The sequence below is a fragment of the Pseudomonas sp. PLMAX genome (assembly GCF_046042685.1).
GTDB classification, from domain to species: Bacteria; Pseudomonadota; Gammaproteobacteria; order Pseudomonadales; family Pseudomonadaceae; genus Aquipseudomonas; species Aquipseudomonas putida_AE.
In genome coordinates, this window is sequence record NZ_CP064949.1 from 4,155,502 (window position 1) to 4,176,236 (window position 20,735).

The 20,735-nt window shown below is 58.0% G+C and carries 29 protein-coding genes; 3 read left to right on the forward strand and 26 right to left on the reverse strand.

The genetic code is table 11. The annotated features are described in order from the left end of the window. Positions 1-2 precede the first annotated feature (2 nt). From DKB71_RS18875 to DKB71_RS19000, 26 genes are all read right to left on the reverse strand, one after another. A complete protein-coding gene (locus tag DKB71_RS18875; RefSeq protein ID WP_408596573.1) occupies positions 3-305 on the reverse strand; it encodes a phage tail assembly protein in 303 nt (100 codons plus the stop codon). Further along, complete coding sequence (locus tag DKB71_RS18880) at positions 305-673, reverse strand: phage tail tube protein (protein WP_408596575.1); 369 nt, start codon at positions 671-673, stop codon at positions 305-307. Before DKB71_RS18880 ends, DKB71_RS18875 begins: the two co-directional genes overlap by 1 nt. Before the next feature lie 25 nt (positions 674-698). Further along, positions 699-2,171 carry a phage tail sheath subtilisin-like domain-containing protein gene (locus DKB71_RS18885; RefSeq protein ID WP_408596577.1) on the reverse strand — a complete coding sequence of 491 codons (1,473 nt, stop codon included), beginning with the start codon at positions 2,169-2,171 and terminating at the stop codon, positions 699-701. Continuing rightward, entirely contained in the window at positions 2,168-2,359 is a 192-nt protein-coding gene (locus DKB71_RS18890) for a DUF2635 domain-containing protein (RefSeq protein ID WP_408596579.1), read from the reverse strand. Before DKB71_RS18890 ends, DKB71_RS18885 begins: the two co-directional genes overlap by 4 nt. Continuing rightward, the gene (locus tag DKB71_RS18895) at positions 2,356-2,910 is read right to left on the reverse strand and encodes a hypothetical protein (protein ID WP_408596581.1); all 555 of its coding nucleotides are present in this window, start codon (positions 2,908-2,910) and stop codon (positions 2,356-2,358) included. Before DKB71_RS18895 ends, DKB71_RS18890 begins: the two co-directional genes overlap by 4 nt. 2 nt (positions 2,911-2,912) lie before the next feature. After that, positions 2,913-3,260, reverse strand: a complete 348-nt coding sequence (locus DKB71_RS18900) for a hypothetical protein (RefSeq protein ID WP_408596583.1) — start codon at positions 3,258-3,260, stop codon at positions 2,913-2,915. Next, positions 3,261-3,611, reverse strand: a complete 351-nt coding sequence (locus tag DKB71_RS18905) for a DUF2190 family protein (RefSeq protein WP_408596585.1) — start codon at positions 3,609-3,611, stop codon at positions 3,261-3,263. 83 nt (positions 3,612-3,694) lie between these two features. Then, positions 3,695-5,677, reverse strand: a complete 1,983-nt coding sequence (locus DKB71_RS18910) for a prohead protease/major capsid protein fusion protein (protein ID WP_408596587.1) — start codon at positions 5,675-5,677, stop codon at positions 3,695-3,697. 7 nt (positions 5,678-5,684) lie between these two features. Next, entirely contained in the window at positions 5,685-7,205 is a 1,521-nt protein-coding gene (locus DKB71_RS18915; protein ID WP_408596589.1) for a phage portal protein, read from the reverse strand. A 1-nt stretch (position 7,206) separates the two neighbouring features. Further along, entirely contained in the window at positions 7,207-7,410 is a 204-nt protein-coding gene (locus DKB71_RS18920) for a phage head-tail joining protein (protein WP_408596590.1), read from the reverse strand. After that, positions 7,410-9,356, reverse strand: a complete 1,947-nt coding sequence (locus DKB71_RS18925; protein ID WP_408596592.1) for a phage terminase large subunit family protein — start codon at positions 9,354-9,356, stop codon at positions 7,410-7,412. The genes DKB71_RS18920 and DKB71_RS18925 overlap by 1 nt, the downstream gene beginning before the upstream one ends. After that, entirely contained in the window at positions 9,328-9,873 is a 546-nt protein-coding gene (locus DKB71_RS18930) for a terminase small subunit (protein ID WP_408596594.1), read from the reverse strand. Before DKB71_RS18930 ends, DKB71_RS18925 begins: the two co-directional genes overlap by 29 nt. Before the next feature lie 121 nt (positions 9,874-9,994). Next, on the reverse strand, positions 9,995-10,738 hold the full coding sequence (locus DKB71_RS18935; protein WP_408596596.1) for a hypothetical protein: 744 nt from the start codon (positions 10,736-10,738) through the stop codon (positions 9,995-9,997). A gap of 25 nt (positions 10,739-10,763) precedes the next feature. Then, positions 10,764-11,087, reverse strand: a complete 324-nt coding sequence (locus DKB71_RS18940; protein WP_408596598.1) for a phage holin, lambda family — start codon at positions 11,085-11,087, stop codon at positions 10,764-10,766. Positions 11,088-11,295: 208 nt separating this feature from the next. After that, positions 11,296-11,889: a hypothetical protein gene (locus tag DKB71_RS18945; RefSeq protein ID WP_408596600.1), complete on the reverse strand. Its 594-nt coding sequence runs from the start codon at positions 11,887-11,889 to the stop codon at positions 11,296-11,298. 281 nt (positions 11,890-12,170) lie between these two features. After that, positions 12,171-12,560, reverse strand: coding sequence for an antiterminator Q family protein (locus tag DKB71_RS18950; protein WP_408596602.1), 390 nt, complete (start codon positions 12,558-12,560; stop codon positions 12,171-12,173). 4 nt (positions 12,561-12,564) lie between these two features. Next, a complete protein-coding gene (locus DKB71_RS18955) occupies positions 12,565-12,879 on the reverse strand; it encodes a hypothetical protein (RefSeq protein ID WP_408596604.1) in 315 nt (104 codons plus the stop codon). Between the two features lie 13 nt (positions 12,880-12,892). Then, on the reverse strand, positions 12,893-14,176 hold the full coding sequence (locus tag DKB71_RS18960; protein WP_408596606.1) for a tyrosine-type recombinase/integrase: 1,284 nt from the start codon (positions 14,174-14,176) through the stop codon (positions 12,893-12,895). Next, positions 14,173-14,604, reverse strand: a complete 432-nt coding sequence (locus tag DKB71_RS18965; RefSeq protein WP_408596608.1) for a VRR-NUC domain-containing protein — start codon at positions 14,602-14,604, stop codon at positions 14,173-14,175. The genes DKB71_RS18960 and DKB71_RS18965 overlap by 4 nt, the downstream gene beginning before the upstream one ends. Positions 14,605-14,716: 112 nt before the next feature. Continuing rightward, entirely contained in the window at positions 14,717-15,019 is a 303-nt protein-coding gene (locus DKB71_RS18970) for a nuclease domain-containing protein (protein WP_408596610.1), read from the reverse strand. Next, a complete protein-coding gene (locus DKB71_RS18975) occupies positions 15,010-15,219 on the reverse strand; it encodes a hypothetical protein (RefSeq protein ID WP_408596612.1) in 210 nt (69 codons plus the stop codon). The genes DKB71_RS18970 and DKB71_RS18975 overlap by 10 nt, the downstream gene beginning before the upstream one ends. Beyond that, positions 15,212-15,910, reverse strand: coding sequence for a replication protein P (locus DKB71_RS18980; protein ID WP_408596614.1), 699 nt, complete (start codon positions 15,908-15,910; stop codon positions 15,212-15,214). Before DKB71_RS18980 ends, DKB71_RS18975 begins: the two co-directional genes overlap by 8 nt. Further along, a complete protein-coding gene (locus DKB71_RS18985) occupies positions 15,907-16,692 on the reverse strand; it encodes a helix-turn-helix domain-containing protein (protein WP_408601130.1) in 786 nt (261 codons plus the stop codon). The genes DKB71_RS18980 and DKB71_RS18985 overlap by 4 nt, the downstream gene beginning before the upstream one ends. Before the next feature lie 11 nt (positions 16,693-16,703). Next, the gene (locus DKB71_RS18990) at positions 16,704-17,366 is read right to left on the reverse strand and encodes a Rha family transcriptional regulator (protein ID WP_408601131.1); all 663 of its coding nucleotides are present in this window, start codon (positions 17,364-17,366) and stop codon (positions 16,704-16,706) included. Between the two features lie 325 nt (positions 17,367-17,691). Continuing rightward, positions 17,692-18,087 carry a hypothetical protein gene (locus DKB71_RS18995; RefSeq protein ID WP_408596616.1) on the reverse strand — a complete coding sequence of 132 codons (396 nt, stop codon included), beginning with the start codon at positions 18,085-18,087 and terminating at the stop codon, positions 17,692-17,694. 88 nt (positions 18,088-18,175) lie between these two features. Continuing rightward, positions 18,176-18,415, reverse strand: a complete 240-nt coding sequence (locus DKB71_RS19000) for a transcriptional regulator (protein WP_408596618.1) — start codon at positions 18,413-18,415, stop codon at positions 18,176-18,178. A gap of 100 nt (positions 18,416-18,515) precedes the next feature. Here DKB71_RS19000 and DKB71_RS19005 point away from each other — a divergent pair, with 100 nt between their 5' ends. From DKB71_RS19005 to DKB71_RS19015, 3 genes are read left to right on the forward strand one after another with little or no spacing between them, the layout of a single operon-like run. Then, positions 18,516-19,076 (forward strand): multiprotein-bridging factor 1 family protein, encoded by a 561-nt coding sequence (locus DKB71_RS19005; protein ID WP_408596620.1) that lies wholly within the window; start codon positions 18,516-18,518, stop codon positions 19,074-19,076. Further along, a complete protein-coding gene (locus DKB71_RS19010; protein WP_408596622.1) occupies positions 19,045-19,839 on the forward strand; it encodes a HipA family kinase in 795 nt (264 codons plus the stop codon). Before DKB71_RS19005 ends, DKB71_RS19010 begins: the two co-directional genes overlap by 32 nt. Then, positions 19,836-20,717, forward strand: a complete 882-nt coding sequence (locus DKB71_RS19015) for a hypothetical protein (protein ID WP_408596624.1) — start codon at positions 19,836-19,838, stop codon at positions 20,715-20,717. Before DKB71_RS19010 ends, DKB71_RS19015 begins: the two co-directional genes overlap by 4 nt. The last annotated feature ends 18 nt before the right edge of the window (positions 20,718-20,735 follow it).

A 20,735-nucleotide genomic window follows, 5' to 3' on the forward strand; every position in this document is an offset into this window, starting at 1 on the left:
AGTCACTCCTGACTCCCACCCCCGAGGTGCTTCAGTAAAAAATCTCGGGCTTCCTGTATCAGTACCGCCTGATCATCCTCGCTGAGCTCTTCGATCATGGCAGGCGGCTGGCCAACCATCTTGGCCGCCAGGTCAATCAGGGTGGCGAAGTCCATGTCGACGCCACCGCTGCCCTTCCCGTCTGAGGTAATGCGTAGCGCGTGTCCACGCAGGTACTTCAACTTTCGGGTGACGGTGACCTCGGTGAACGTTTGCTTGCCGAACTCAGCTGGTTCGATCAACGTGATAACCTTTTCCTTTGCCATCAGCGAACTTCCTCAGCCGAAATGCCTTCGATGCGAAGAGCTATGTTGCCCTCTTCGGTGTTGCCGGTCCCTTCACCGGCGTACCAGCCTTCACGCAGCATGATGACCTTGCCGTTCGCCAGCTCCAGCGTGACGGTGGCGTCATCGAGAGTGATCAGGTCCTCGAGATTCAACTCATTACGGTCGGTGATCTCGCCTTCGATGAAAGGCACCTGCGGCACTTCCTTGTAGCCGTGAACGCGATCACTACCGATCACGGCCTCTTTCTTCGGCTTCCCGAGGTTGTAGGTGAAGTTGCCCTTGGCGAAATACATATCGCCGTTGATCTTCAAGGCGATGAGCCCACCGACGCGGTTTTTGCCTGCCATGTCTTGTCTCTCCTAGCCGCCGCCGTTAAAGGCGGAACTGAATTTTGTTGGCGACGATCCGCAGTTGATTGACCAGATCTGGAGGCAAGAGCACATCCATCCGGTTCGGGTCACTGGCATTGCGCTCGGCAATGAGGTTGGCCTTGAAGTCGTCGATGTTCTCGACCAGGCCCAAATCCTCCCACTCGCGGAACTTGGCGATGGCTTCCGCCTTCATTACGACCGGGGTGACTACAGCCTGACCAATGCCGTAACGGGTGCCGTCGTCGGCGAGTTTGTGGCGCGGGTACTTGCGCAGGACGTAGTCGCGCCAGTCGTGGCGGATGTACATCAGGGTGAACAGCGTTTCGCTGTCCAGGTAACTGATATCCGACGCGCCAGCTGCATTGGTTTTGTAGGTGGTGATCAAGCGCTCGATGAGCATCACGCCATCGGTGCTCACCTTCGTGGTCGCGATACCGTCGAACAACAGCAGGTTGCGTTCCTGGTTGGTCAGCCGATTGGCGGCTGCCGGTGGCAGGCACCACACGTAGGGGAGGTTCTGAATCGGACGAGCTGGATCAATCGCCGCGTAATAAGCAGCGATCGCCATCGTTTCAGCGGCCTTTTCGTAAGCCGGCATTGGCTCGTCGTTGGCCATCGCGATCACTAGGTGCTCGTTGTTGTGGGTTCGCCCCAAAGCACTGAGCGTACCCTGCGTACCGCGTGCGGCCGTGAAGGCATGCGCCTCAATTTCACGGCCCCAGGCAAAGCGACTATCCAGCTCTACTTTGAGCTCGGCCAACGTTGCGGCATCGGAATACGCGACGCCCCAGGCGTGGAACCACTCATCACCGATAGCAGCCAGTGCCGTGGCCAGCGAAGGGTTGCTGGTGCCACCGGCAAGCCCAGTAATGACCAGCGTCACCCCCGCAGGGAGCGCCTGGCCAGCGTAGTAATTCACGCGTGCGTTGATGCTGTTGCCAGCTTCACCTTTATGACGACTGGTGAGCGTGACCGTGCCGGTAGCGGCCGCAGCGGTAACCGGCATATCGGTGGCAGCCGTGATTGCCGCAGCGACAGCAGTGGCAATGATCGCAGCAGTATTGCCGCTGATCACGCCAACGGATACACGCCGGCCAGCGATCATCAGTTCGATAGTGCCAGAGGCTGTGGCGGTACCGGTGAATACCAGGGTACCGGTCGCTGCAACGCCGGCGGCATTATCGGCCAACGGCATGACCTGCAGCTCGGTGTAGCTATCCACAGCCAAAGCCGCACGGACCATACCGGCCAGCATCGAACCAGCACCGAACTGGGTGTCGGCTTGTGCAGCGCTGGTGATACGGATCAACGCGCCCGCAGGCGCAAGGCCGGCGACAAGTTTTTGCCCGATCAGCAGCCGGCGATAAGTCACGGCCTGGGGGCCGCTCACTGCCTGGCTGTTATCAATCTCGCTGTACACGCCTGGCTTGCGCAGGGCGCCGGGGCCCGGGATTGTGTTAAATCCGATGCTCATTGTTTGTCACCCTTGAGTTTCAGGTCCTGCACGGCAGGCTCGACGATTTCAATGTCACCGGCCGCTTCTTTGCGGACCCAGTAACTGTTCATTTCAACCAGCTTGCCTTCCACCGGCAGGGCCTCATAAGTCACCGGCTCGCGCACCAGGCAGCCGACGGCGGGTTTAACGTGCTGTTGCGTTGTCATGGGTTCAGGTCCTCGATGATCGTTTTGGCACGATCCGCAGGATTGGGTTGCGCGTTACTCAGGCTGTACTCGGTCGTGACCGTCTTCAGGTCCGGCAAGCTCTGGTTGAACAGGTCGTCAGGGTGACGATCGAAGTACTCGGCCTCGAAGATCAGGCGGCAGGCACCGGTGAGTTGCTCCGACTGATCGAGCAGCACCATGCGCGAGCGCACGTATTGCAGATCATTTGCCGTGCCGCCGAGGGTGTCGTCCATGAGCAGTAGACGTTCGACCTGCCGAGCCAGCGTATCCAGGGTGTCGTCCAGCGCTGCATTGCCTTCAGCGTGGATTTCCACCACCAGCTCGACCTTGCGCAGGTACTCGCGCGGAGCCTGGTTAAAGATCTCGCCCGCCTCATCCATCGTGTAAACGATGATTGCAGGGAGCTCGCTCTGCCATTCATTGGAAATCAACGGCGCCACGCGGCTGGCATAAACGCTAGCCCCGGCATTGGTGGCGCCCAGCAAGACCGCAACGGCCTGCTTGCGGATCAGTTCTCGTGGGTGGGCCATGTTTAAGCCTTACGGAGAAAGAGCGTCACGCCTGCAACACCATCGGCTTGCACGTCGTTGATGGTGTACAGAACGCCCCGAGCCTGGACGCGGTCCCGACTCGTTGGTTTGTTGGGCAAGTCGATCAGTCGAACGCCGAGGATCGGGTTGTTGCTCGATACCGGCGCACCTGTTTCCGGGTCAACGGAGACATGAGCGGTATCAAACACGGCTTGGGCCAGAGGCACACCGGGCGCGGCTCCATCGGTCAACCAGTACACAGCGCCCTCAGGATCGAGGGTCGCTGACGGCTCGCTGAAGGTGCGGATCGAAACGCCGAGCATGCGCTGGGCCATTGAGGCCCAGCCCATTTACACAGGCGCCGGGGCAGATACGCCGTTGAGTCGGCAGGCACCGGTCGCGCTCGGGTTGGCCGCAATCTCGGTGGCCATGCCGACCAGCACCAGGCCGGTGGCGGACACGTTGGTCAGCGCTCGGCTGGTGGTGTTCATGAACAGCAGGTCGCCCACTGCCCAGGCTTGGGCACTGGTCTTGTTCAGGCCAAACACGCCGTCAAGCTTAAGCACCACAGGCGCGCCGGCAACTTCGGTCGTGGCAGCCACACCGATAATGGCGCCGACTTTGTAGATCTCGCCCGAGGTGGTGCCTCCGGCCGGTGCAGGAACGGTGATGCAGTCACCGTGCTGGATGAAAGTCTTCATGCAAGGTCCCCTTCAGAGACAGAAACTGGATAACAAAAAGGGCGCCAAGCGGCGCCCTTTGGGGTTCAGGTCGAACTGGACTGTTATGCGCCTGGGTTCTTGTACGCGCCGCGGTAATCGATCCAGCCGGCGCCGAACACCAGACGGGCCTTGATTTCCATGCCGTCTACTTCGAAGCCTTCGCGGGTTTCGGTGAACACGCCCTGCTCGCCTTCCAGGTAGGCATATTCAAAGGTGTCGACGGCTCCCGGTGCGGCATACAGGTACCACTGGTTACCGGTGATGCGAGCATCCACAATCACGGTGAGCGAGGCGTTGCGGACATCGTTGATGTCTGCGTTCTTCGCTGGCACGTAGTTGGAGCTGGTGAACTGGTATGCCTCCAACTCTTTATCAGGACCGACAACCAGATACTCAGGCGCCAGGTTGAGGAACTCGCCCGCCTTGCTCTTCTGCTTGCGCATCGCAGCGCGAGCCGCAGCCAGGGTGGTGGTATTGATGGCGCCGCCGCTCCCTGCAACGTTGCCATGGGCCGAGTCGAAGAACGGGGTACCGTCAGTGAAGTTGGGGTTACCGAGCAGAAGTGCCCAGACCACGTTGGACTCAGTCGCAGCAGCCGCATTGCCCAATGCAGCCGGGATGCGAGTGAGCGCTCCGAGGTCATCGTTCACAATGGTTTCCCAGGTGATGGCGATGATCTTACCGAACTTGGCAACCTTGATCGGAGCCCCGTCTTCCGACAGCGTGCCGTACTTGTACTCGCCGTGTTCCTTGACCTGCTCCAGCGCAGCGATGTCGCCCAGCGCGGCGCGAGTCACGGCACGGAAGTCCGGCACAGTGGTCTGGCGGCCCAGCGGACGCCAGGTCTGTGGCGCGTTGGTGTAGGCATCACGCAGGGTGCGATTGACGGTGCTGCCCAGCAGCAGCGGAAAATCGCTGGTGGAGTGCATGCCGGCAGCGCGAACAGCCTGACGGTCGCAGCCCAATGCTGCCCTGGCCAGTTCCTGCGGGGTCATGCCGCGCGCATTACCACCGGCCATCTCGACGAACTCGCGGGCCATATCCACCAGGCGCATGCCGCGGAACTCGCGGCCGGCGTCTTCCAACTTGACGCTGACGTCGCAGCGGTGCAGCAAGGCGTTCTGCATGGCAGCGCGTTTCGCGTTCAGGACGGTTACGTCCAGGGCGCCGGTCACAACAGTCGGTTGGCTGCTGCGGGTGTTCGGCTGATCCTTGGCCTGTTTCTCGGCAACCTTGTCGATCAGCGCGATGCTGGCATCGGCAACGGAAACGCCACGTTCAACCAGATCATCGATGAAGGCTTCGTCATCCAGCTGCACCTTGCGAGCCATGGTGCGGATGTTCAGGCTGCGCTTACGCTCCGCTTCGGCAGATTCGCGGCGCAAGGTTTCGTCGGCCGCGCGTTTTGCTTCTTCCGCCGCGCGCTTCTCTTCTTCGGTCATTGCATCTTCCTCTTGGGTCGTAGGCACGGCGGCCGTTGTTCCGGTTGGCTGGTTTGCCTCCCGAACTTCAAAAATGGTGTTGAAACGCTGCCCTTTGTATTCGTCGGCAGTCTTGGCACTGCGGAACTTGCCGCCGTCATCAAAGCCGATCGGAACCAGTGAAAGCTCCATGGGCTCCCAATCGACAGCGCGATAGGTCGGCAGCTTGTCGTCGGCGCTTTCAGTCACCTCGTATCGGTGCACCGCATAGCCGACGCTGATGTTGCGAAGGATCCCGTCTTGGACGTCGCTGAAGATTTTCTCCACGTCGTCGCGCTTACTGAATCGGACCAGAGCACGACCCTCTGCCCCATCGATCCAGGCCTTCTCCACAACGCCAATCACGTCGTCGAGTTCGTAGGAGTTATGAGCGTTCAGGAATGGGGCGCCGTTGTTGAGGCGATCCAACCGGACCGCGTCCTCGCTGACCTCCAGTTCTTCCATATAACTGCCGACATCCCAGGACCAACGGCGCCCCTTTGCGCCAGTGGTCCAGGTCAGCTCGACAGTCCGCGCGTCAACGTCTACCGATCCCGCACGCACGGCGGCGCGCAGGCTGAGCATTGGTGTTTCATGCGTCTTGTTCGTCGTCGCCTGATTCGGAGTTGGCATCTTCTGGTTTCTCTTGTGTGGCTGGTGGCTGGCTCGGAGAACCGGCGGCCGCAACTCGGCGCGGGTCGCAATCCAGCACCAACCCGTACTCGTCGATCATTTCGTTTGCTTTCTGGATTTGCTCGGCGTGACGTTTTGGGTCCGTGATGCCGAGCTCTCGCAAAGCGTCGGGCCAGGTGGTCAAACCATTGCGCACGCGCGTGATGACGTTTTCCGTTTCTGCTTTTGGGTCGACCATGTCGCGGCGCGGCGGTACCCAATAGGCCTTGACGTCGTCAGTCACACCGCCAGGCAGGAGTACTTGAGCTTCCATGAACCAGCGCCAGACCTGATTGCACAGTTGTGGAATCAACATCCGCCATTGCCATACATCCACCCGCCGAGCGAAGTTCAGCCACCCCATGCGCCCGCTCGAAAAGTTGACACCCTTGAGGTCGCCCGTGAGCAATTCATATGGAACGCCCAGGCCGACAGCCATGGCGTGCAGTTGCTGCCAGGAGTACGCCGTGTAACCGTTGAATGTCGGAGGCGTGCCAAACGTTACGCTTTCTCCGAAGCCAAGTTCCTGCACCATTGCGGGCTCGACTCGATCGATCAGCGGCGGCTTTTTGCCGCCAGGCGTACCGCTGTTTTCGTCCTTGGTGACAAATGCCGCGAAGCAAGAGGCGATCTTCGCCTGCTCCATCACCGCGTCTTCCATCTCATCGAAGTTGCGCATGCGCTGGATGACCGGTGCCAGCCAGCTGTAACCGCGGGCCTGTCCTGGACGTTTGCGCAGGAAGACGTGAATCACATCTTCGGCCGGAACCCTACGCGATTGCAGAGAACCCCAGACGGCGTTCGCGCCCGGGTGCTCATCGAACAACCAATACGCGACCCGACGGCCAAGAGCGTCGAACTCAACGCCCTGAATGATTCGGTTGAGCCCGACGATGTCCGCCTTCGACTCGTCGAGGAAGTCGGCCTCCAGCACCTGAAGCTGTACTGGGACGGGAAGACCGTCGGAGCTGAAGCGACGACGCCGGCGAACCAGGCACTCACCGCTCTCGGCGACTGCCTCCATGATCATGTGCTGCAGGCCGTAGAAATTATCCAGGCCGTCGGCATCACAATCAGTTGTCTCTGCCCAGGCCTTCCACAGATCCATCAGCCGCAGTCCATCACGATCGCGTTTCGCCAACGGGAGTGGAACGATGCCGGCACCAACAGCGTTGTCGGCAATCCCCGTGATACCGCGCTCACCGAACGGATTGTTGCGGCGCTGATCGCGGGCCCGGTTGCGAAGCTTGGCCAGGGCCGGAGCGTTCTCAACGTTGGCGTCAGCACCAGTCGCACGCCAACCATCATTACGGCGACCCCCAGCGGCGCCTTCAAAACGGCGCTCGATCATCTTGAGCGCCATATCCGTTCGCGCTTTCTTCAACCGCATTTCCGAACGTTTGGCCGCGAACCCGGGGAACAGATCGTCAATCATCCCCATGTCAGTACCCCTTCGAGAATGAGGCGTAACGGCGGCCCCCGTCGTTGCGGGCGTTCAGCCCAAGCTCGGTAGCCATCAGCTTCAGGATCCGCATCATCTCGTCGAGTGAACGGTAGGTGACGCTCTTGTCGGCATAGCGGACCGACAACGCCCCTTCAGCGATGGCCGCCTGCAGGGCGTTGTATTGCTCGATCGTGTAGGCCATCAGTTTTTATTCCAGTGAGAGGATTTCTTCCGCGGCCGTTCTTCAGCGTCCGGCTCATTGCCGCCAGTGACAGCAGCAACCAGCAGATCGAGATCAAGACCGAACCGCTGCTGGCAGATGCGCAGCGCGGCGAGCGCGTACACGAAGCAGTCGAGCGCCTCGTTTCGGCGGCCGCCGCTGTCCCAGCGCATCACACGCTTACCTTTGGAGATGGCTGCCTTCTTCTTTTCGGAGGTGAGTTGCTTCACTTCCGATTCGTCGCAGATCGCGTCGTTGGCCGGAAGGTGAACCACCCCCGGCTGAGACACACCCGCTTGGGACGCAGCCGTATCGACGGGGAGCCCCATCCGGCTGTAGAGCAGCTCTTTGGCGTTGTCGGTACCGACCTCGGTGAGGAAGACCTTGTGCAACTTGTTCTTTGTGCGCGGGAAGTTCGCGATCGGCTTGCCGTAGACAGTCGCGCCACGGATTGGAACAACCCAGTGCACGCCGTGCTTGCGGCTCTCTGCATAGACCTCGTCGGCATAGTGGCCGCCGGCGTCCCAGGTCCAGCGCTCCACCTTCATGATGGTGCCGTCAGCGCGGGTGAACTGTCGGTGGAGTTCGAGCCCCACCTTGCGGCGTAGTTCTTCGCTGGCTGGGTCGCCCATCAAGATGAAGCGATGGACCAACCAGGCTTCCTCGCCGGGACCGAACGCCCATACGCGACCCTCGAAACGGTCGTCCTGCGTATCGATACCACCGACCAGGACCAGACCGAGGGCCGGTACCTGTGGGAAAACTTCGCGGCGGCCGTACAGAACTTCCGAGTCGAGCTTCTCGCCCTGGTCGTCGTCCCACGTTTCGCCGCGGGTCGTGTTGATGAAGGTGATGAGCTTGGACACATCGCCTTTGATCTTCAGCCATTCCTCGGCCAGGCTGAGCCAGGTACTCCAGGTGCTGTAGATCGCCCAGATACTGAAGCTGACCGAGCGTGGCGTGCGGATGATTTCGTTATCCGCGCCAAACCAGTCCATGCCGTCGCGGGTCCAGATACCGGTGTGCTCGCAGATCCACCGGCCAGTCTTGGACGCCTCGACCATCTCGTTGTGCCAGATGATGCAGGCAGCGTGCTCACACACGTACCAGGCTTTCTCGGCCTCACCGAGTGCGTTCTTTTCCCACTTCAGGCCGAACTCGCAATCCTTGCCGCCCCATTTGAGAGTCTGCTCCTGCCGGCAATGCGGGCAGTCAATATGGAACTTGAGCAGGTAGGGTGACTCTTCAACGGCCTTGGTGATCTGGCAGGAGCCCACTCGCTTTGGAGTGGAGCCGCGAATCGACTTCGGGTAGATCGCACCATTCAATCGCTTGTCGCCCAGGGTGATTGGCGCGCCCTCGCCTTCGACGCTTTCGTCAAAGTTCGACAGCTCGTCGTAGATCACCTCGTCGGCAGACTTTTCTCGATAGTTGCGCGAGGCCTTACCACCCCTGATCCATAGGGTTCGGCGGTTCGCGAATATCTTTTGATCGAGGGTGTTGTCGCTGTGCTTGCGGCCAAACCACGGGGCCAGGTCGCCGAGGACAGGAACGTCGCGGATCATGCCGTTGACGTGGCTTTTACTGATGTCCTCGGCGTCCGGGTCGGTCGGACTCCACATCATCACGTTGCGGCGTTTGTGCTGGATCTTGTAACCGATGTTCGCCATCAACAGCTTGGTGTAACCGATTCGCGCCGACTTGATGAAGTTGACGACGTTGATCAAGTCGTTGCCCATGCTGTTCAGGATCGCGACCTGGAACGGCTCGGTCGTCCACTTGCCCTCGTTGTAGGAGGACTCGGCAGACATATAGAAATTTGCGTCCGCCCATTCGACGGCGGTTTGCGGCGGTTCTTTGTAGAGCGCCTGGAGTCCTAGCTTGATCGACTTGCGCAGATCATTCAGCCATGGACTCAACGTACTCATCTAATAATTCCGGAAGTTGCTCGCCAAAGCTGGCCGCAATGTTTCGAGCAAGCGCGATCTCCCGCTCCACCGACTCGATGATTCGAGGGTCAACCTCTGGGTGACGTCGAGTGACGGTCTTGCCGACGGTGTCCAGTTTCGAGCCGATCTGGGCGGCGATTTTGGCAAGAGCAAATGTGGCGAATGGGACGGGGACCAGCTGCTTGTCCAGCACCAGGTTCTTCTTCTCCTGGGCTATTCGCTGTGCGGCGGTCAGACCGCGACGCTCCTCGAGCAGCTTGTACTCGATCATCGGGTCGACGCCTTCGGTTCCCTCACCTGCAGGTTGTTGTTTCCGTTGCGAATGCTCGACGCGGTTTTCGACCACGTTCTGCACGGTGTAGAACGCCTCTCGACCGCTGCGTGCGACAGGCGTAACTCCCCATTTGTCAAAGGCTTGCGGGGAAATCCCCAGGCTCGAAGCCATCTCGGATTTGTTCAACCACCCGCGCTGTTTGGTTGTTTCGTTTTTGGCCATGATTAAACAACAACCAACCGTGGGAAAAAGGTCATACATATTTGGCGCGCGGGGCCCGAATTACCCGCAAGAGGCTGGGGGCCTGGGAAGGACCCAAAGGGGGGCCCCCCTGCCCTGACCGTCAGCCCCGGGCTGTCGACAGCGACTGATCCATCGCGCTGGCGAATTCCTTCGCTCGGTTCGCCTTCACGATGTTCTCTGCAATCTTGTAGAAAGGGATGATCACCCGGTACCCAGGCTCACCATCACTGAAGATGAAGACAGGTCGAACGGCATCACCGAACGCGGACTTCTTCCTTTCCCAGATGCCCTGTGTACCATCGACATCACCAGCGAAATACCTGTCTGCGTTACCTTTGCGCTTACTGCGCTTGCTGCCTGTAGCGTTGGCCTGCACACCACTGACAGTCTCGGCCGCACCGAGCCCCGACAGAATCTTCATGATCGTGCCGCGCGGTACGTTACCGAACTGATTGAGTGCAGATTCCGCCGGGATCGCGTACTGCCCCGGTTGCATGATGCCGCGAGCGATCAGTGCCTTTTCGAAACGCTTGTGAGGCCGCCGTCCACCTTTCACGGGCTGTTGCAGGTAAGTGTCGGCAGGAACGCCAGATGTCCAGGCATCCTTGAAGAAGGTGCGCGCCTCAGGGTTGCTCTTATTGGCGACCTTTACATAAAGGCTATTCATGGTGGTCGCGGTCGGTCTATCCAATCGCTCCCGCATCACCGCAAGCTCGCCTTGCTTCACCAGCATGGCCAATCGTGTTGCCGTGAGCGCTAATGCGAAAGGAAGTTGTTTGCTAACCAAGGTACGCAAGGCCTTCGAAAGCTCTTCCACATTGGTACTGGCGTCGATCCTGACCACGTTCTTCACCTCATCAGTTACCCGATCAGCCCTCTACTTTTCGAGCGGCTGCCCGCTCGTAGTACCCGCGAACCTTCTCTACGCCAAGGAACCCAACCGCTCCGCCGACAAAGGTTGCCATGCTTTGCGGCAGCCCCATCCATTCAAGTAATGGCACCAGCGAGAGCGTGACCAGGCCACACAGTGCGCCCTCGAGATACATCTGGCGACGCGTCCCGCCGCCATACATCACCCGCAGAACAGCGATGCCAACTGACAAGCCGGCAGCGAAGAGTTGTGGCTGGTGCATCACCAACCAGGCAAGCACAGCGGCCCACAGGCCAGGATCCTTCTCGGGCATGTTCGGCATCTCGATTCCTCCCTTGCGGGGAGTGCATTAGATCCGGCCCCAGCAGCACTCCCAGCTCGGAGCAATGGGTGTGGAGGAGCCGAAAACGAAAAAGCCCCGGCAAATGCCGAGGCTCGAAAACTGCGTCACGCTGCGTTCACAGCAATACACGCTGCTATAAAAACAGACACATTCCGCGCGGAAAAGCTCTTTTTTTGCAGGCTACAATCTATTCATGCCCCCCCGTTCGATTACTAATCGTTTTCGACACAAACCAAGTATCTCCTTCATCCGCTTTTACTGAGGCAGTGTAGGTAACAGCCCAAGCCTCCTTAGAAATACTCTTAAGTGCAAAGAAGGTTGTCGCCTCCCCGGATTCAATAACAGATAGGGTACTTGTCTGCCCATCCACTGATTGCCATTCGTTAATATTCCAAACGGCTTCCGACGGGCCGTGAATTCGAATTTGTAACGCAGGATGTGGGTTCCAAACAGTCGACGTACCAACGTTCTTGGCCGTAACAGTAATTGCATGGAGTCGTTTATCGAGAGGTGTCTCATGGACCGAGACATCAATCGAGAGCTCTAACCTCAAAGAGAGAGTACGTCCCCTAAAAAAACGATAATAAGAAAACATTGCACCGGCTATCAACAGCGCAATCGTCACCGCACTATTCAGCGCTGCGAGGGTATCTTTCTGCTCACGGAGCCACTGAACTGAGACCAAATCATGCTTCCAAGCATTTGCCAACCCTAAAAGTACCATTAACAGCGTGAGCGCAAATACGAAAGCACCACGATTGCGACCTAACCAATTGCTCATTTTGCTGAACATTAGAGCAATAACAGATAAAAAAGGAACCCAACTATTACCAAAAGTCCGATTACGAGCCCAGGACCAATTGGTGGTTTTCGATGATGTAGTATCACAATAAGCACTCCAGCTAGCTTATGAGGACTATCGAGTTTCAATGCTAGTTCAATGGCAGTAACCCAGCCAGAACTAGCGGTAGACCGTTCCGAGCAAAATTCGACGTAGAGGGCTGATCCGATGCTTCCCTGCGGTATCAAATGAAATGCAACTCTATGATTTAGCACATTAAACTACGCTGCATCTCTTTTCTCTTCGATCGCGCAATCAATCCAGGCAGCTCCAGCGCGAGCGAGCTCGCGAGCCTTCCCCTCGCTTATCCCATAGTGTTTACCGACCCGAGCCATGGGCCATTTGGCTCCGAAATAGAGCCAAATGATGTCGCCCATCTGCTGGTCACGGCGCGAAAGTCTCGCCACCGCGCCATCGATGACTTCGGCCCACTCGTCTGTGATGCAATAGTTTTTTATTGCACAAGGCTGCGTTACCGCCTGCCGCATCAAAGCCAACGATGGAGATGTATACCCTCGCACACCCATACCATCCATTCGCCACCAACCCCATTGCTCCAAAAGGTACTCGGTATCTCCTAACGCTCGTGTAGCCGGCTTACGAATCATCATTCTCTCAATCCCCTTTAAAATTCGAAGCGCCCGGACCGCGGCGGTTGCTCTGCTGGTATTGCTCAACAATTCCGTTCGCCGCCGGCGCCACCTTTCCGATGTGGCGCTCCCGGCGCAACTGCATGCCCAACTGGACTACCAACTCTTCCACCAGCAGCGGCTCCAGCGTCACCGCATGCACCTGGCCAGAGGCATGGCAACCGATACAATCGAGCTGATGGAAAACACCTTTGATGACCCCCTTCCCGGCGCACGACGGGCAGTCGGTGAGCGGGATCAGGCATCGCACAAAGTCGGGGCCATGACTCTTTCTCATCATTTTTAAACCTCGCCTATGGTTTGTCGTTGATTTGGCTGGAGGCTGCGCAATCCGTGGCCTCTGCTGGATTTCGTGAAACTTCGCGTAATGGCTCGGCAATGGTGTGGATGGCACTGAACCCGCGCCCGTCTAACCACTCGTGCCACTTCTCCAGCGCCTCTCGCTTGCCCGCCTCTACCCAGGTGTGGATGTAGGCCTGCACGTTGTGACCCATCGCGTGGTTCAGCAGCAGTTCACCAATGAGGAAGTCCACGCCCAAATCGACCCAACCGGTGCGGGCCACCTTGCGAAGGTCGTGGCTGGTCCACTCGCCCTGTGCCAACCGCGTGAAGACGGCACATGCCTGGCTGTCGGTTAGTGGCTTGCCGCCACGAGACGGGAACAGATATTTGCCTTGATAACCTGTGGCCGCCTGGGCAGCGTGATAGCGCTTCAGCAAGGCGCAGACCTGATCGGTAAGTGGCAGGGTCAATTGGCAGCGGGTCTTAGTGTGCTCGGCCGGGATGTGCCATTGACGCTCCTCGAAACTAAAGTCCGACCACTCAGCCATCCGCGTCTCGCCGGCACGGGAGCCATGGCACAGCATCATCAACGCCAACATTGCATCAGCCGGCGCCGAGCTGAACTTGGTCGCCAGACCGGTCAGCACCTCCTCCACCTGGACGTCACGCAGGCGAGCGGCCTTGGGCTTGATCTTCGTTTTGGAGAAATCGCTGAACCGAATCGCGTTCATGGGGTTCGTTTCGATCAGGCCAAGCCGCGCTGCCTGGCGGAACGCCAACACCAATAGACGGAAGATCAGGCGCAGGTACTCGAGCGACAGTTCGGCCTGCAATGGCCACATCAGTCGCTGATCGATCTCTGATTTGTTCACGCTGGACAACAGGAGGTCGCCGAGGCGCGGGCGAAGATGCTTGCTCATCACCGACCGGGCGGTGGTCTTGCGCTTGGCAGACAAATTGCGGTCGCTCCCCATTCTGTCGTCGAACCACGCAAGCAATTCGCCGACAGTCACCCATGTGCCTATCGCCGTGCCTGCCTCGGGCTCAGTTACCAGGCGCGCACGTACCGCCGGCAGGGCCGCGAGCATATGCTTGGTGTTCAGGTCGGGGTAATTTGCGATCTTGTTCCACGCACTACCCACGACCAAGTACCAAGAGCCTTTAGTGCGATCCTGCTTATACCGGAACCGGAAGGCAGGCTGACGGGCGTCTCGAAGGTCGCGTACCTCACTGGCGGCATGCCGGCGAATCTCGGCATCGGAGAGAGTGACGGTCAGCGTCTTGGGTTGATTCATGCGGCCACCACTGTAGGAGCGAGCCGCAGGTAGGCGCGGATCTGCTCCATCGTGTCGAAGTGGCCACGGCACACGACCGCCAGATAGCCCTGGGCATTGAGCTTGCGAATGCGCTCGTGCTGACTGTCGGAGATCGCGGCGTCGTTCGGCGGCGTGGCCTTGAATTCGATGTACAGGCCGAAGAACCCGCCTCGCGCCATCGGCAGGACCAGGTCAGGGATGCCGGCCTTCACGCCCTGGGCCTTCAACTTCGCAGCAACAGCCTTCACCCGATGCCCGCCGTTCGGTACGTGAAAGATCAGGTCAGCGACTTCAGGCAGGCGAATGCGCAGCTCGGTCAGCAGTGCGGCCTGCTCCTGGCCTTCGCGGTCGATGATCTGCTTGCGCACCGGCTTCAGAGCAAATGGTTTGATAGTCAGGGCCTTCAATTGCGCTCACCTCGCGCAATCCGTTCACGCCGACTTAATCGGCGAATACCCTCGACACAGCCACCGAAGGTGATCAGCAGGAAGGCAAACCACAGGTGGATCAGAATGTCGTTCATGCAGCCCCCTTTACGGTCAGAATTCCGGCCCCGATCAGGGCCTCATGTGTTTCAGCTATAGCCCGGGGCATGTCCGACCAATCCACGTCGCCGGCGGCGCGGCCGTCGATGACGTCATGGCAGGCGCTGCAGGCGTAAACCGCCACAGTGTCGAAGCCCTTCATGCCCATGCCTTTCTGCCCGCAAGGCAAGTGCACAAGCACGGTGGTGGTTGGGTTGAAATTGCAGATGCTCGGCAGGCGGACGGTGCATTCCTGGCCATTGGCCGAGGCGCGGAGTTTCTTCGAGGTCACGCGCATACCCGCTCCCCCGTGGTGCGATCGATTACTTCGTAGGTGGACGGCCACATCACCTGGCCGAACTTCAAGGCCGCCGATGAGTGCTCGAACAACGCCACGGCACGGTCTGGCTTGTCGGTGAGCTCCCACTTGTAGCTGCAGCAGTGCACGGCGAAACGGTAATCAGCCGGATCCGTGGTCACGAGATGAGGATTAGGCACGGGTGCCACCTCGCGAACGCATGGCCCGCAACTCGGCCAGCGCCTGATTGCCAACTTCTGGCGTGCGCGTCGATGGCGCGGCGAGCTCGCCAACGGGTACCGGGCCCAACTTCTCACCCATCCAGACTTTGCGGACCTGTTCCAGGTATCGCTTCTCGAAGCTGATCAGACCCAGCTCACGGCTGAGCAGTGGCAAGCTGTTAAATCCAGCAGCCGCCGTAGCGTGGTAGACGGCAGGGTGATACCACTTCGCAACATCACGCATGGCTGGATAGCAGTTGCGCAGAGCTTGTTTGTAGGCCGACTCCACGCTCGGAAGCGGTGGATTTAGCATTTCCGGCGAAGGCACGCAGCCCTGGATGAACTTGCCCACACTCGGGATGAAGTCGGAAGGCTCGGCACGGCACCGGATCAGGCCAATATCGATCTGCTCCTGGGTGCAGATCCCGTTTTCGATGAACGCTTTCAACCACGTGGCTTTCGACTCCATGTAGGACTTCTTGTCCGGCCAAGCCTGGCGCCATGCAGTCCGGATCGATCGCAATTGGCGGAACAACTGATTGATCACCTTGCCCGTTTCTCGGGCCTGATCTTGCTGAGCCTGCACCGTCACTTCGGTGTTCGCTTCGACGAATTCGCCGTGGTGCACCTGCGCCATGGCTCGGGCGGCAACGCTGGAGACTGATCTCATTTCGAAGCTCCTTTCATCCACTGGGTGTCGTCATCATCGAACTCGTCCGAATCGGCAGTTGATGCAGCCCCGGCCGCCCTCACCTGTTCGCGCTTGACCCACTTAACCAATCGAAAGCACCAGCCGGACTGGCTGTCGACGGTCGCAGGCTTGGCAACGAAGAAGCCCTTGAAGTCAGAGAACAATTCATCGGTAACCGATTCAGCGGGCAACCGGGCGATCATGAGTTGATCGGCCAGTGCCTTCTCGCTCGGTTCCCAAGTGGCAAACATGGCAAAGCGTTGACGTTCATCCAGCGACTCGATGGCGGCCTGTTCCTGCTGAGAAATTTCATCATCCAACTCGCGCTGCTGCTGCTCTTCGGTTACCTGATGGTTAAGTGATGGATTGGGTGCAGCCGCTGCACCCCGTTCTGTCTCAGGCTGCACCCCGTTCTGTTGTGAGTTGCACCCCGTTGCGTCATCTGCACCCCGTTTTGTACGGGGTGCAGGATTTGCACCCCGCGATAGTTGAAGGTCGTAAACAACTGGGCGGCGGTCATGACGATCGATGTGCACGGCGGCGATGGCTTGATTGCCCTTTTGGATCAGCCCGACCTTCTCCAGATCGTCCAGCTTGTAACGCACGGTGCGCTCGGAAAGCCCGGTGTCCTGAGCCAAGGTTGAAGCAGAGGGAAAGGCCCCTGCTCCGTTCGACCCGGCGTAGTTCGCCAGGCACAGCAGCACATGACGCGCGCTTGAGTCTTTCAGGGATTCGCTGGGCAGAGAGAGCGCCCAGGACATTGCTTGGACACTCACAGCGAGGCTCCGATATTGATTTCAGCCAAACGGGCAAGACCTTTCGGCGTGACCAATGGATCGAAGGCTGCGCGCTCGGCGCCGGTTTCAGGATCAGCCTTCAGGGAAATGACTTTGTGGATCATGTAGCCGGCGGTGATGCGCGGCTGGTATGCGGTCCAACGGCCAGAGCCTTGGCGCCGGAAAATCCAGCGATGCTGCTCCATCCATGCGAAGAGTTTCGAAGGCTGGACCTGCAGATGCTTGGCCGCGTCGGTGATACAGATCGCGCCACCAGCCGCGGCTAGGCGCTTGATGGCAGCAACTTTCGGCGCCTGGTCGAGGATGACCAGACGTAGCGATTGATTGTCCTTGGCTTGATCGGCGGCGGCCTGCAATGCCTCGGCGTAAGTTGCCGGGATTTGGAACTGGCCGACCTGCGCTTCCAGCTCCTGCCAGCGATCAATTATCCGTGCACGCAACTCGACGCTGTACCCAGAGACGACCACCAGAGTGTCACGCTGAGACAGCAGGAATTCCCGATAGACCTGGCCGTTCTGCGGATGCACATAGGGGGTGTCGTTTGAGGAAACGACACCCCTCGCAACGTAGGCGCGGATTGTTTTCAGAACGTTGTCATGCGTACTGCCGGTGAGTTCGGCGATTTCGCGCGACGACATGGTGTGACACGACACGTTTTGCGAACTACCCAAAAGTGTCGCGACATGGTGGGTATTGCCGGGGGTGATCTGGTTATGCATAATCATCTCCACAAAGTTTTGCCGCTGTTGAAAAAGCCGACCTCGTACGTCGGTTTTTTTGTGCCTGCAATTCAGGCGGTGTAGGTGTCCGGCGCATCCGTGGTAGCTTTTTGCTTCCCAACGAAAAGGCCTAGGAGGCCGGACATGACAAACGAAAGAATTCCAACCATCACCCGCGAGTTTCTGTTGCAAAAACTGCAAGAACTCCCAATCGGAACTGAAATCAGCTTCTCAGGACTTGAATTCATTGATTTCGAGTACACATGTCGGTCGCCCAATCGAGTACAGGCAGTGTTTGATCCACGGGTGTACCGAACGGCGGAAGGTAAAGTGGTGCTCGAAAACCCTGAATGATGTGAAACGCGATCTGGCAAGCCTCTTCGGCCGATCTCGCCAAGCGTCCTGAGAAATACTCCCCACCAAGTCGAGTGGTAACGCTGTGCTGTCCTGGCATTCCAATCGCGGGAGTTATCAGGACGCTGACTTCTGCTTTGGCCCGCAATGCGCGCGCCTCGTCGTAAAGCGCATGAGCCTGCTTTTCGAGAACTTCAGCTCGATCGAACGCCAGCGCAAATTCGTAACCGTTCGCTTGAACGTCGATCCCGCCGACCACTACCTTCCTTTCGCTTTGCTGGTCCATCGTTCACCTATGAAATACTGGTTAAATTCACAGCTAATCCGGTGTTCTGCCCCAGTCGCCACTTCCCGCCGATACTTGTCTCAATGGGTTAAGCAGCGGATTTGGCGGGCTCGGTGCTGCGCAGATACGCCCAGTCGATGTCTGGGCGCATGTTTTCGCAGGTGACTGCACGCGCAGATTCGCGCTCAATGCTGATAGCAAGAGCTGCGCCTGGGCGCCGATAGCCATATGCGACCTGCTTTAACTGGCCGGCAGTAGTGCCGCAACTGGCTGCGAATCTGTCCAGCATGTGTTTGTCGAATGGCTTGATGTAGTCGTGCAGATTCATACGCACCTCCTAGAGCTGAACGCAGATTAGCGTTTGCTAATGTGGTGCGCAATAGCAATCGGTAATTTACTGTTTGCTAACAGGAGGCGATTATTTGCCAATGGATATTTACGAACTCAGAATCCGCGCCCTACGCCAAGCTATGGGTGGCATTAGTCAGAAGGACTTTGCGAACCAGCACAGTCTGGATGCGTCCTATCTTTCGCAGCTGCTGAATGGACATCGAAAGCTTGGGGAGAAAGCGGCCAGAACCCTTGAATCTAAAGCTGGCCTGCCGCCAGGTTCATTAGTCGCTCCCGATGGAGTATCTGCGGTTCAATCTTCCGCTGCGGCCATTGCAGTCCGTGGCACCTCCTACGCGACTCCTGTTGCGGTAGCGATCATTGCCAAGGCCATCCACGAAGGGAAACTGAACGCGAGCGACGTCGAAGAACTCCGTCGTTTGGCCATCCACCTGATAAAAAAGAACGAAGCCTCTGCTGGATCGGCAACAGCCGTACCTGCGCAACTTGATGGCTTGGTGGATGCAGTATTGGAAGGTGCCGAGTCGGGAGAGAACGTTGACGATATGCTCAAAATGGTTGCGCACGGCATGAAGAAGTCACAGCCTAAGGAAGGCTCAAAACCAAATGAAGTCAGCAAAAAGAAGCGTTCTAACTGAGCCATCTCTTGGCGTATATGTGAATGGCGACGCCATCGAAGATAAAGAGCTACGCGGGCAACACCCGCTTTTTTACGGGCTTGTACGATTTCCTGGCGGTCATCAGTACCACGCCTACGTAAAGCTTCTACCTCCAAAGCAGATGTATTCCGAGGTGCTGAGCGCGCTACTTGGGCAATACCTAGGCCTCCCTGTTCCATACACTTCTGTGGTGGTCGCTCGCGGCTCACAGGTCGGGGTAACTACGCCAAGAGTCATATGCCTCGCCAGCGTCGACACGGGCGCGAAACCGATTGCGAGAATCGTCAGGCCGGACGAAGTCAGTCACGTATTGAATACCTGGTCCAGCAAACGAGTTTCCGTTGTCTTTGACGAGCTGATAGCAAATGCTGATCGAAACCTCAGAAATGTCCTGCTTGGCGCCGACGGAAAACTTTGGCTTATTGATCATGAGGAGGCATTAGGGGATTCCCTAACAGCACCTCATCGGGTTATTTGCAACCACTTGCTAAATAGACTAATCCAAGATGTCAGCGAATTCGAAAAACGCCGAAGCGCACAGATGATCAATGATGAAGCGCTAGCCCTGAATGACTGTGACTTTGAAGCTCATGCAGAGATTGCGCTGCCTGGACCTTGCCAAGTTTCTGTCGAGCACGTCCGGGAGGTGGTGGCGTTTTTGCAAGCCCGAGTCCATCATATTCCCAACCTGATTGGTGGAGGAATGCACCTAAGGCAAGGCACACTTGGACTAGCCCAATGATCGAGCAAGAGACAGATTTCACCGGATTTCCTGACCTTCCCTCTTATCACGCTGATTGGGCGGCTGTGTATATGGAGCCCATTGTCCAGTCAGGGGAGAGGCTCACCATCGGAGTGGTTGCCACTGACGGCAACGAGTTGGCCGGTCAATTGGCGATTTCCGAAAAAGCCATGGAGTGCCTCTACGGCGAAGCCGCTCCAGGCATGAGGGCAATGATGGAGCTCGCACTCCAGCGAGCTCTTGAGTTCGCCGGATCCGGATTCAACGGAGTTTTCTCAAGTGGTATCCACGGCGTATCGATCAGCAAGCGCCGGGAGGGGATCGGAGAAGATCTGGACGACATCATTCTCCAGGGGGTTAGCCTTACATCGAGTTTGTGCGACCTCCATGCTGATGGTGTAGCTGTGAATGGCTATGATCGGACTAGCTACTGGCAGCGCATGAGAGTCGCGATGGCCCGGGTCAATCCAGGCTTGGCGAGAAATTTTGGACAGCATGTTCCAGTCATAATCAAAGGGGCTGAGATTTCTCTGCCTTGTGATTATTTTTCTTCGGCGCTGGCGGTTAACATATGCGGAATGCTCCCAGGTGCCAGGCAAAGTAATTTGTTTGACATAGCTAGTTCTCGCATTACCCGTCTCGAGCAGCTGAAGAGGCACGACTCTCTGATCGGCCACGATCAAAAAGCCTCCCTTCTCCTTGTGACGCCATCGGAACTACAGATCGCTAGCCTGAAAGCCTCCAGTCGCAAATCGTTCAACGAAAAAATTCTTCTACTCCAAGATATGGTTGAAGATCTCCACTTCAACTTAATCCAGGTTAGCAGCCCTACAGAGGGCGCAAAGTCTCTAGATAATCTAGAAAAATCAGCAGCATAGGTTAAAAAATACAGAAAT

Bases quoted from the DNA above. Each gene is read 5' to 3' on its own strand.
- DKB71_RS18875 (WP_408596573.1), bottom strand. From the start codon at position 305: ATGGCAAAGGAAAAGGTTATCACGTTGATCGAACCAGCTGAGTTCGGC.
- DKB71_RS18880 (WP_408596575.1), bottom strand. From the start codon at position 673: ATGGCAGGCAAAAACCGCGTCGGTGGGCTCATCGCCTTGAAGATCAAC.
- DKB71_RS18885 (WP_408596577.1), bottom strand. From the start codon at position 2,171: ATGAGCATCGGATTTAACACAATCCCGGGCCCCGGCGCCCTGCGCAAG.
- DKB71_RS18890 (WP_408596579.1), bottom strand. From the start codon at position 2,359: ATGACAACGCAACAGCACGTTAAACCCGCCGTCGGCTGCCTGGTGCGC.
- DKB71_RS18895 (WP_408596581.1), bottom strand. From the start codon at position 2,910: ATGGCCCACCCACGAGAACTGATCCGCAAGCAGGCCGTTGCGGTCTTG.
- DKB71_RS18900 (WP_408596583.1), bottom strand. From the start codon at position 3,260: ATGGGCTGGGCCTCAATGGCCCAGCGCATGCTCGGCGTTTCGATCCGC.
- DKB71_RS18905 (WP_408596585.1), bottom strand. From the start codon at position 3,611: ATGAAGACTTTCATCCAGCACGGTGACTGCATCACCGTTCCTGCACCG.
- DKB71_RS18910 (WP_408596587.1), bottom strand. From the start codon at position 5,677: ATGCTCAGCCTGCGCGCCGCCGTGCGTGCGGGATCGGTAGACGTTGAC.
- DKB71_RS18915 (WP_408596589.1), bottom strand. From the start codon at position 7,205: ATGGGGATGATTGACGATCTGTTCCCCGGGTTCGCGGCCAAACGTTCG.
- DKB71_RS18920 (WP_408596590.1), bottom strand. From the start codon at position 7,410: ATGGCCTACACGATCGAGCAATACAACGCCCTGCAGGCGGCCATCGCT.
- DKB71_RS18925 (WP_408596592.1), bottom strand. From the start codon at position 9,356: ATGAGTACGTTGAGTCCATGGCTGAATGATCTGCGCAAGTCGATCAAG.
- DKB71_RS18930 (WP_408596594.1), bottom strand. From the start codon at position 9,873: ATGGCCAAAAACGAAACAACCAAACAGCGCGGGTGGTTGAACAAATCC.
- DKB71_RS18940 (WP_408596598.1), bottom strand. From the start codon at position 11,087: ATGCCGAACATGCCCGAGAAGGATCCTGGCCTGTGGGCCGCTGTGCTT.
- DKB71_RS18945 (WP_408596600.1), bottom strand. From the start codon at position 11,889: ATGAGCAATTGGTTAGGTCGCAATCGTGGTGCTTTCGTATTTGCGCTC.
- DKB71_RS18950 (WP_408596602.1), bottom strand. From the start codon at position 12,560: ATGATGATTCGTAAGCCGGCTACACGAGCGTTAGGAGATACCGAGTAC.
- DKB71_RS18955 (WP_408596604.1), bottom strand. From the start codon at position 12,879: ATGATGAGAAAGAGTCATGGCCCCGACTTTGTGCGATGCCTGATCCCG.
- DKB71_RS18960 (WP_408596606.1), bottom strand. From the start codon at position 14,176: ATGAATCAACCCAAGACGCTGACCGTCACTCTCTCCGATGCCGAGATT.
- DKB71_RS18970 (WP_408596610.1), bottom strand. From the start codon at position 15,019: ATGCGCGTGACCTCGAAGAAACTCCGCGCCTCGGCCAATGGCCAGGAA.
- DKB71_RS18980 (WP_408596614.1), bottom strand. From the start codon at position 15,910: ATGAGATCAGTCTCCAGCGTTGCCGCCCGAGCCATGGCGCAGGTGCAC.
- DKB71_RS18985 (WP_408601130.1), bottom strand. From the start codon at position 16,692: ATGTCCTGGGCGCTCTCTCTGCCCAGCGAATCCCTGAAAGACTCAAGC.
- DKB71_RS18990 (WP_408601131.1), bottom strand. From the start codon at position 17,366: ATGTCGTCGCGCGAAATCGCCGAACTCACCGGCAGTACGCATGACAAC.
- DKB71_RS18995 (WP_408596616.1), bottom strand. From the start codon at position 18,087: ATGGACCAGCAAAGCGAAAGGAAGGTAGTGGTCGGCGGGATCGACGTT.
- DKB71_RS19000 (WP_408596618.1), bottom strand. From the start codon at position 18,415: ATGAATCTGCACGACTACATCAAGCCATTCGACAAACACATGCTGGAC.
- DKB71_RS19005 (WP_408596620.1), top strand. From the start codon at position 18,516: ATGGATATTTACGAACTCAGAATCCGCGCCCTACGCCAAGCTATGGGT.
- DKB71_RS19010 (WP_408596622.1), top strand. From the start codon at position 19,045: ATGAAGTCAGCAAAAAGAAGCGTTCTAACTGAGCCATCTCTTGGCGTA.
- DKB71_RS19015 (WP_408596624.1), top strand. From the start codon at position 19,836: ATGATCGAGCAAGAGACAGATTTCACCGGATTTCCTGACCTTCCCTCT.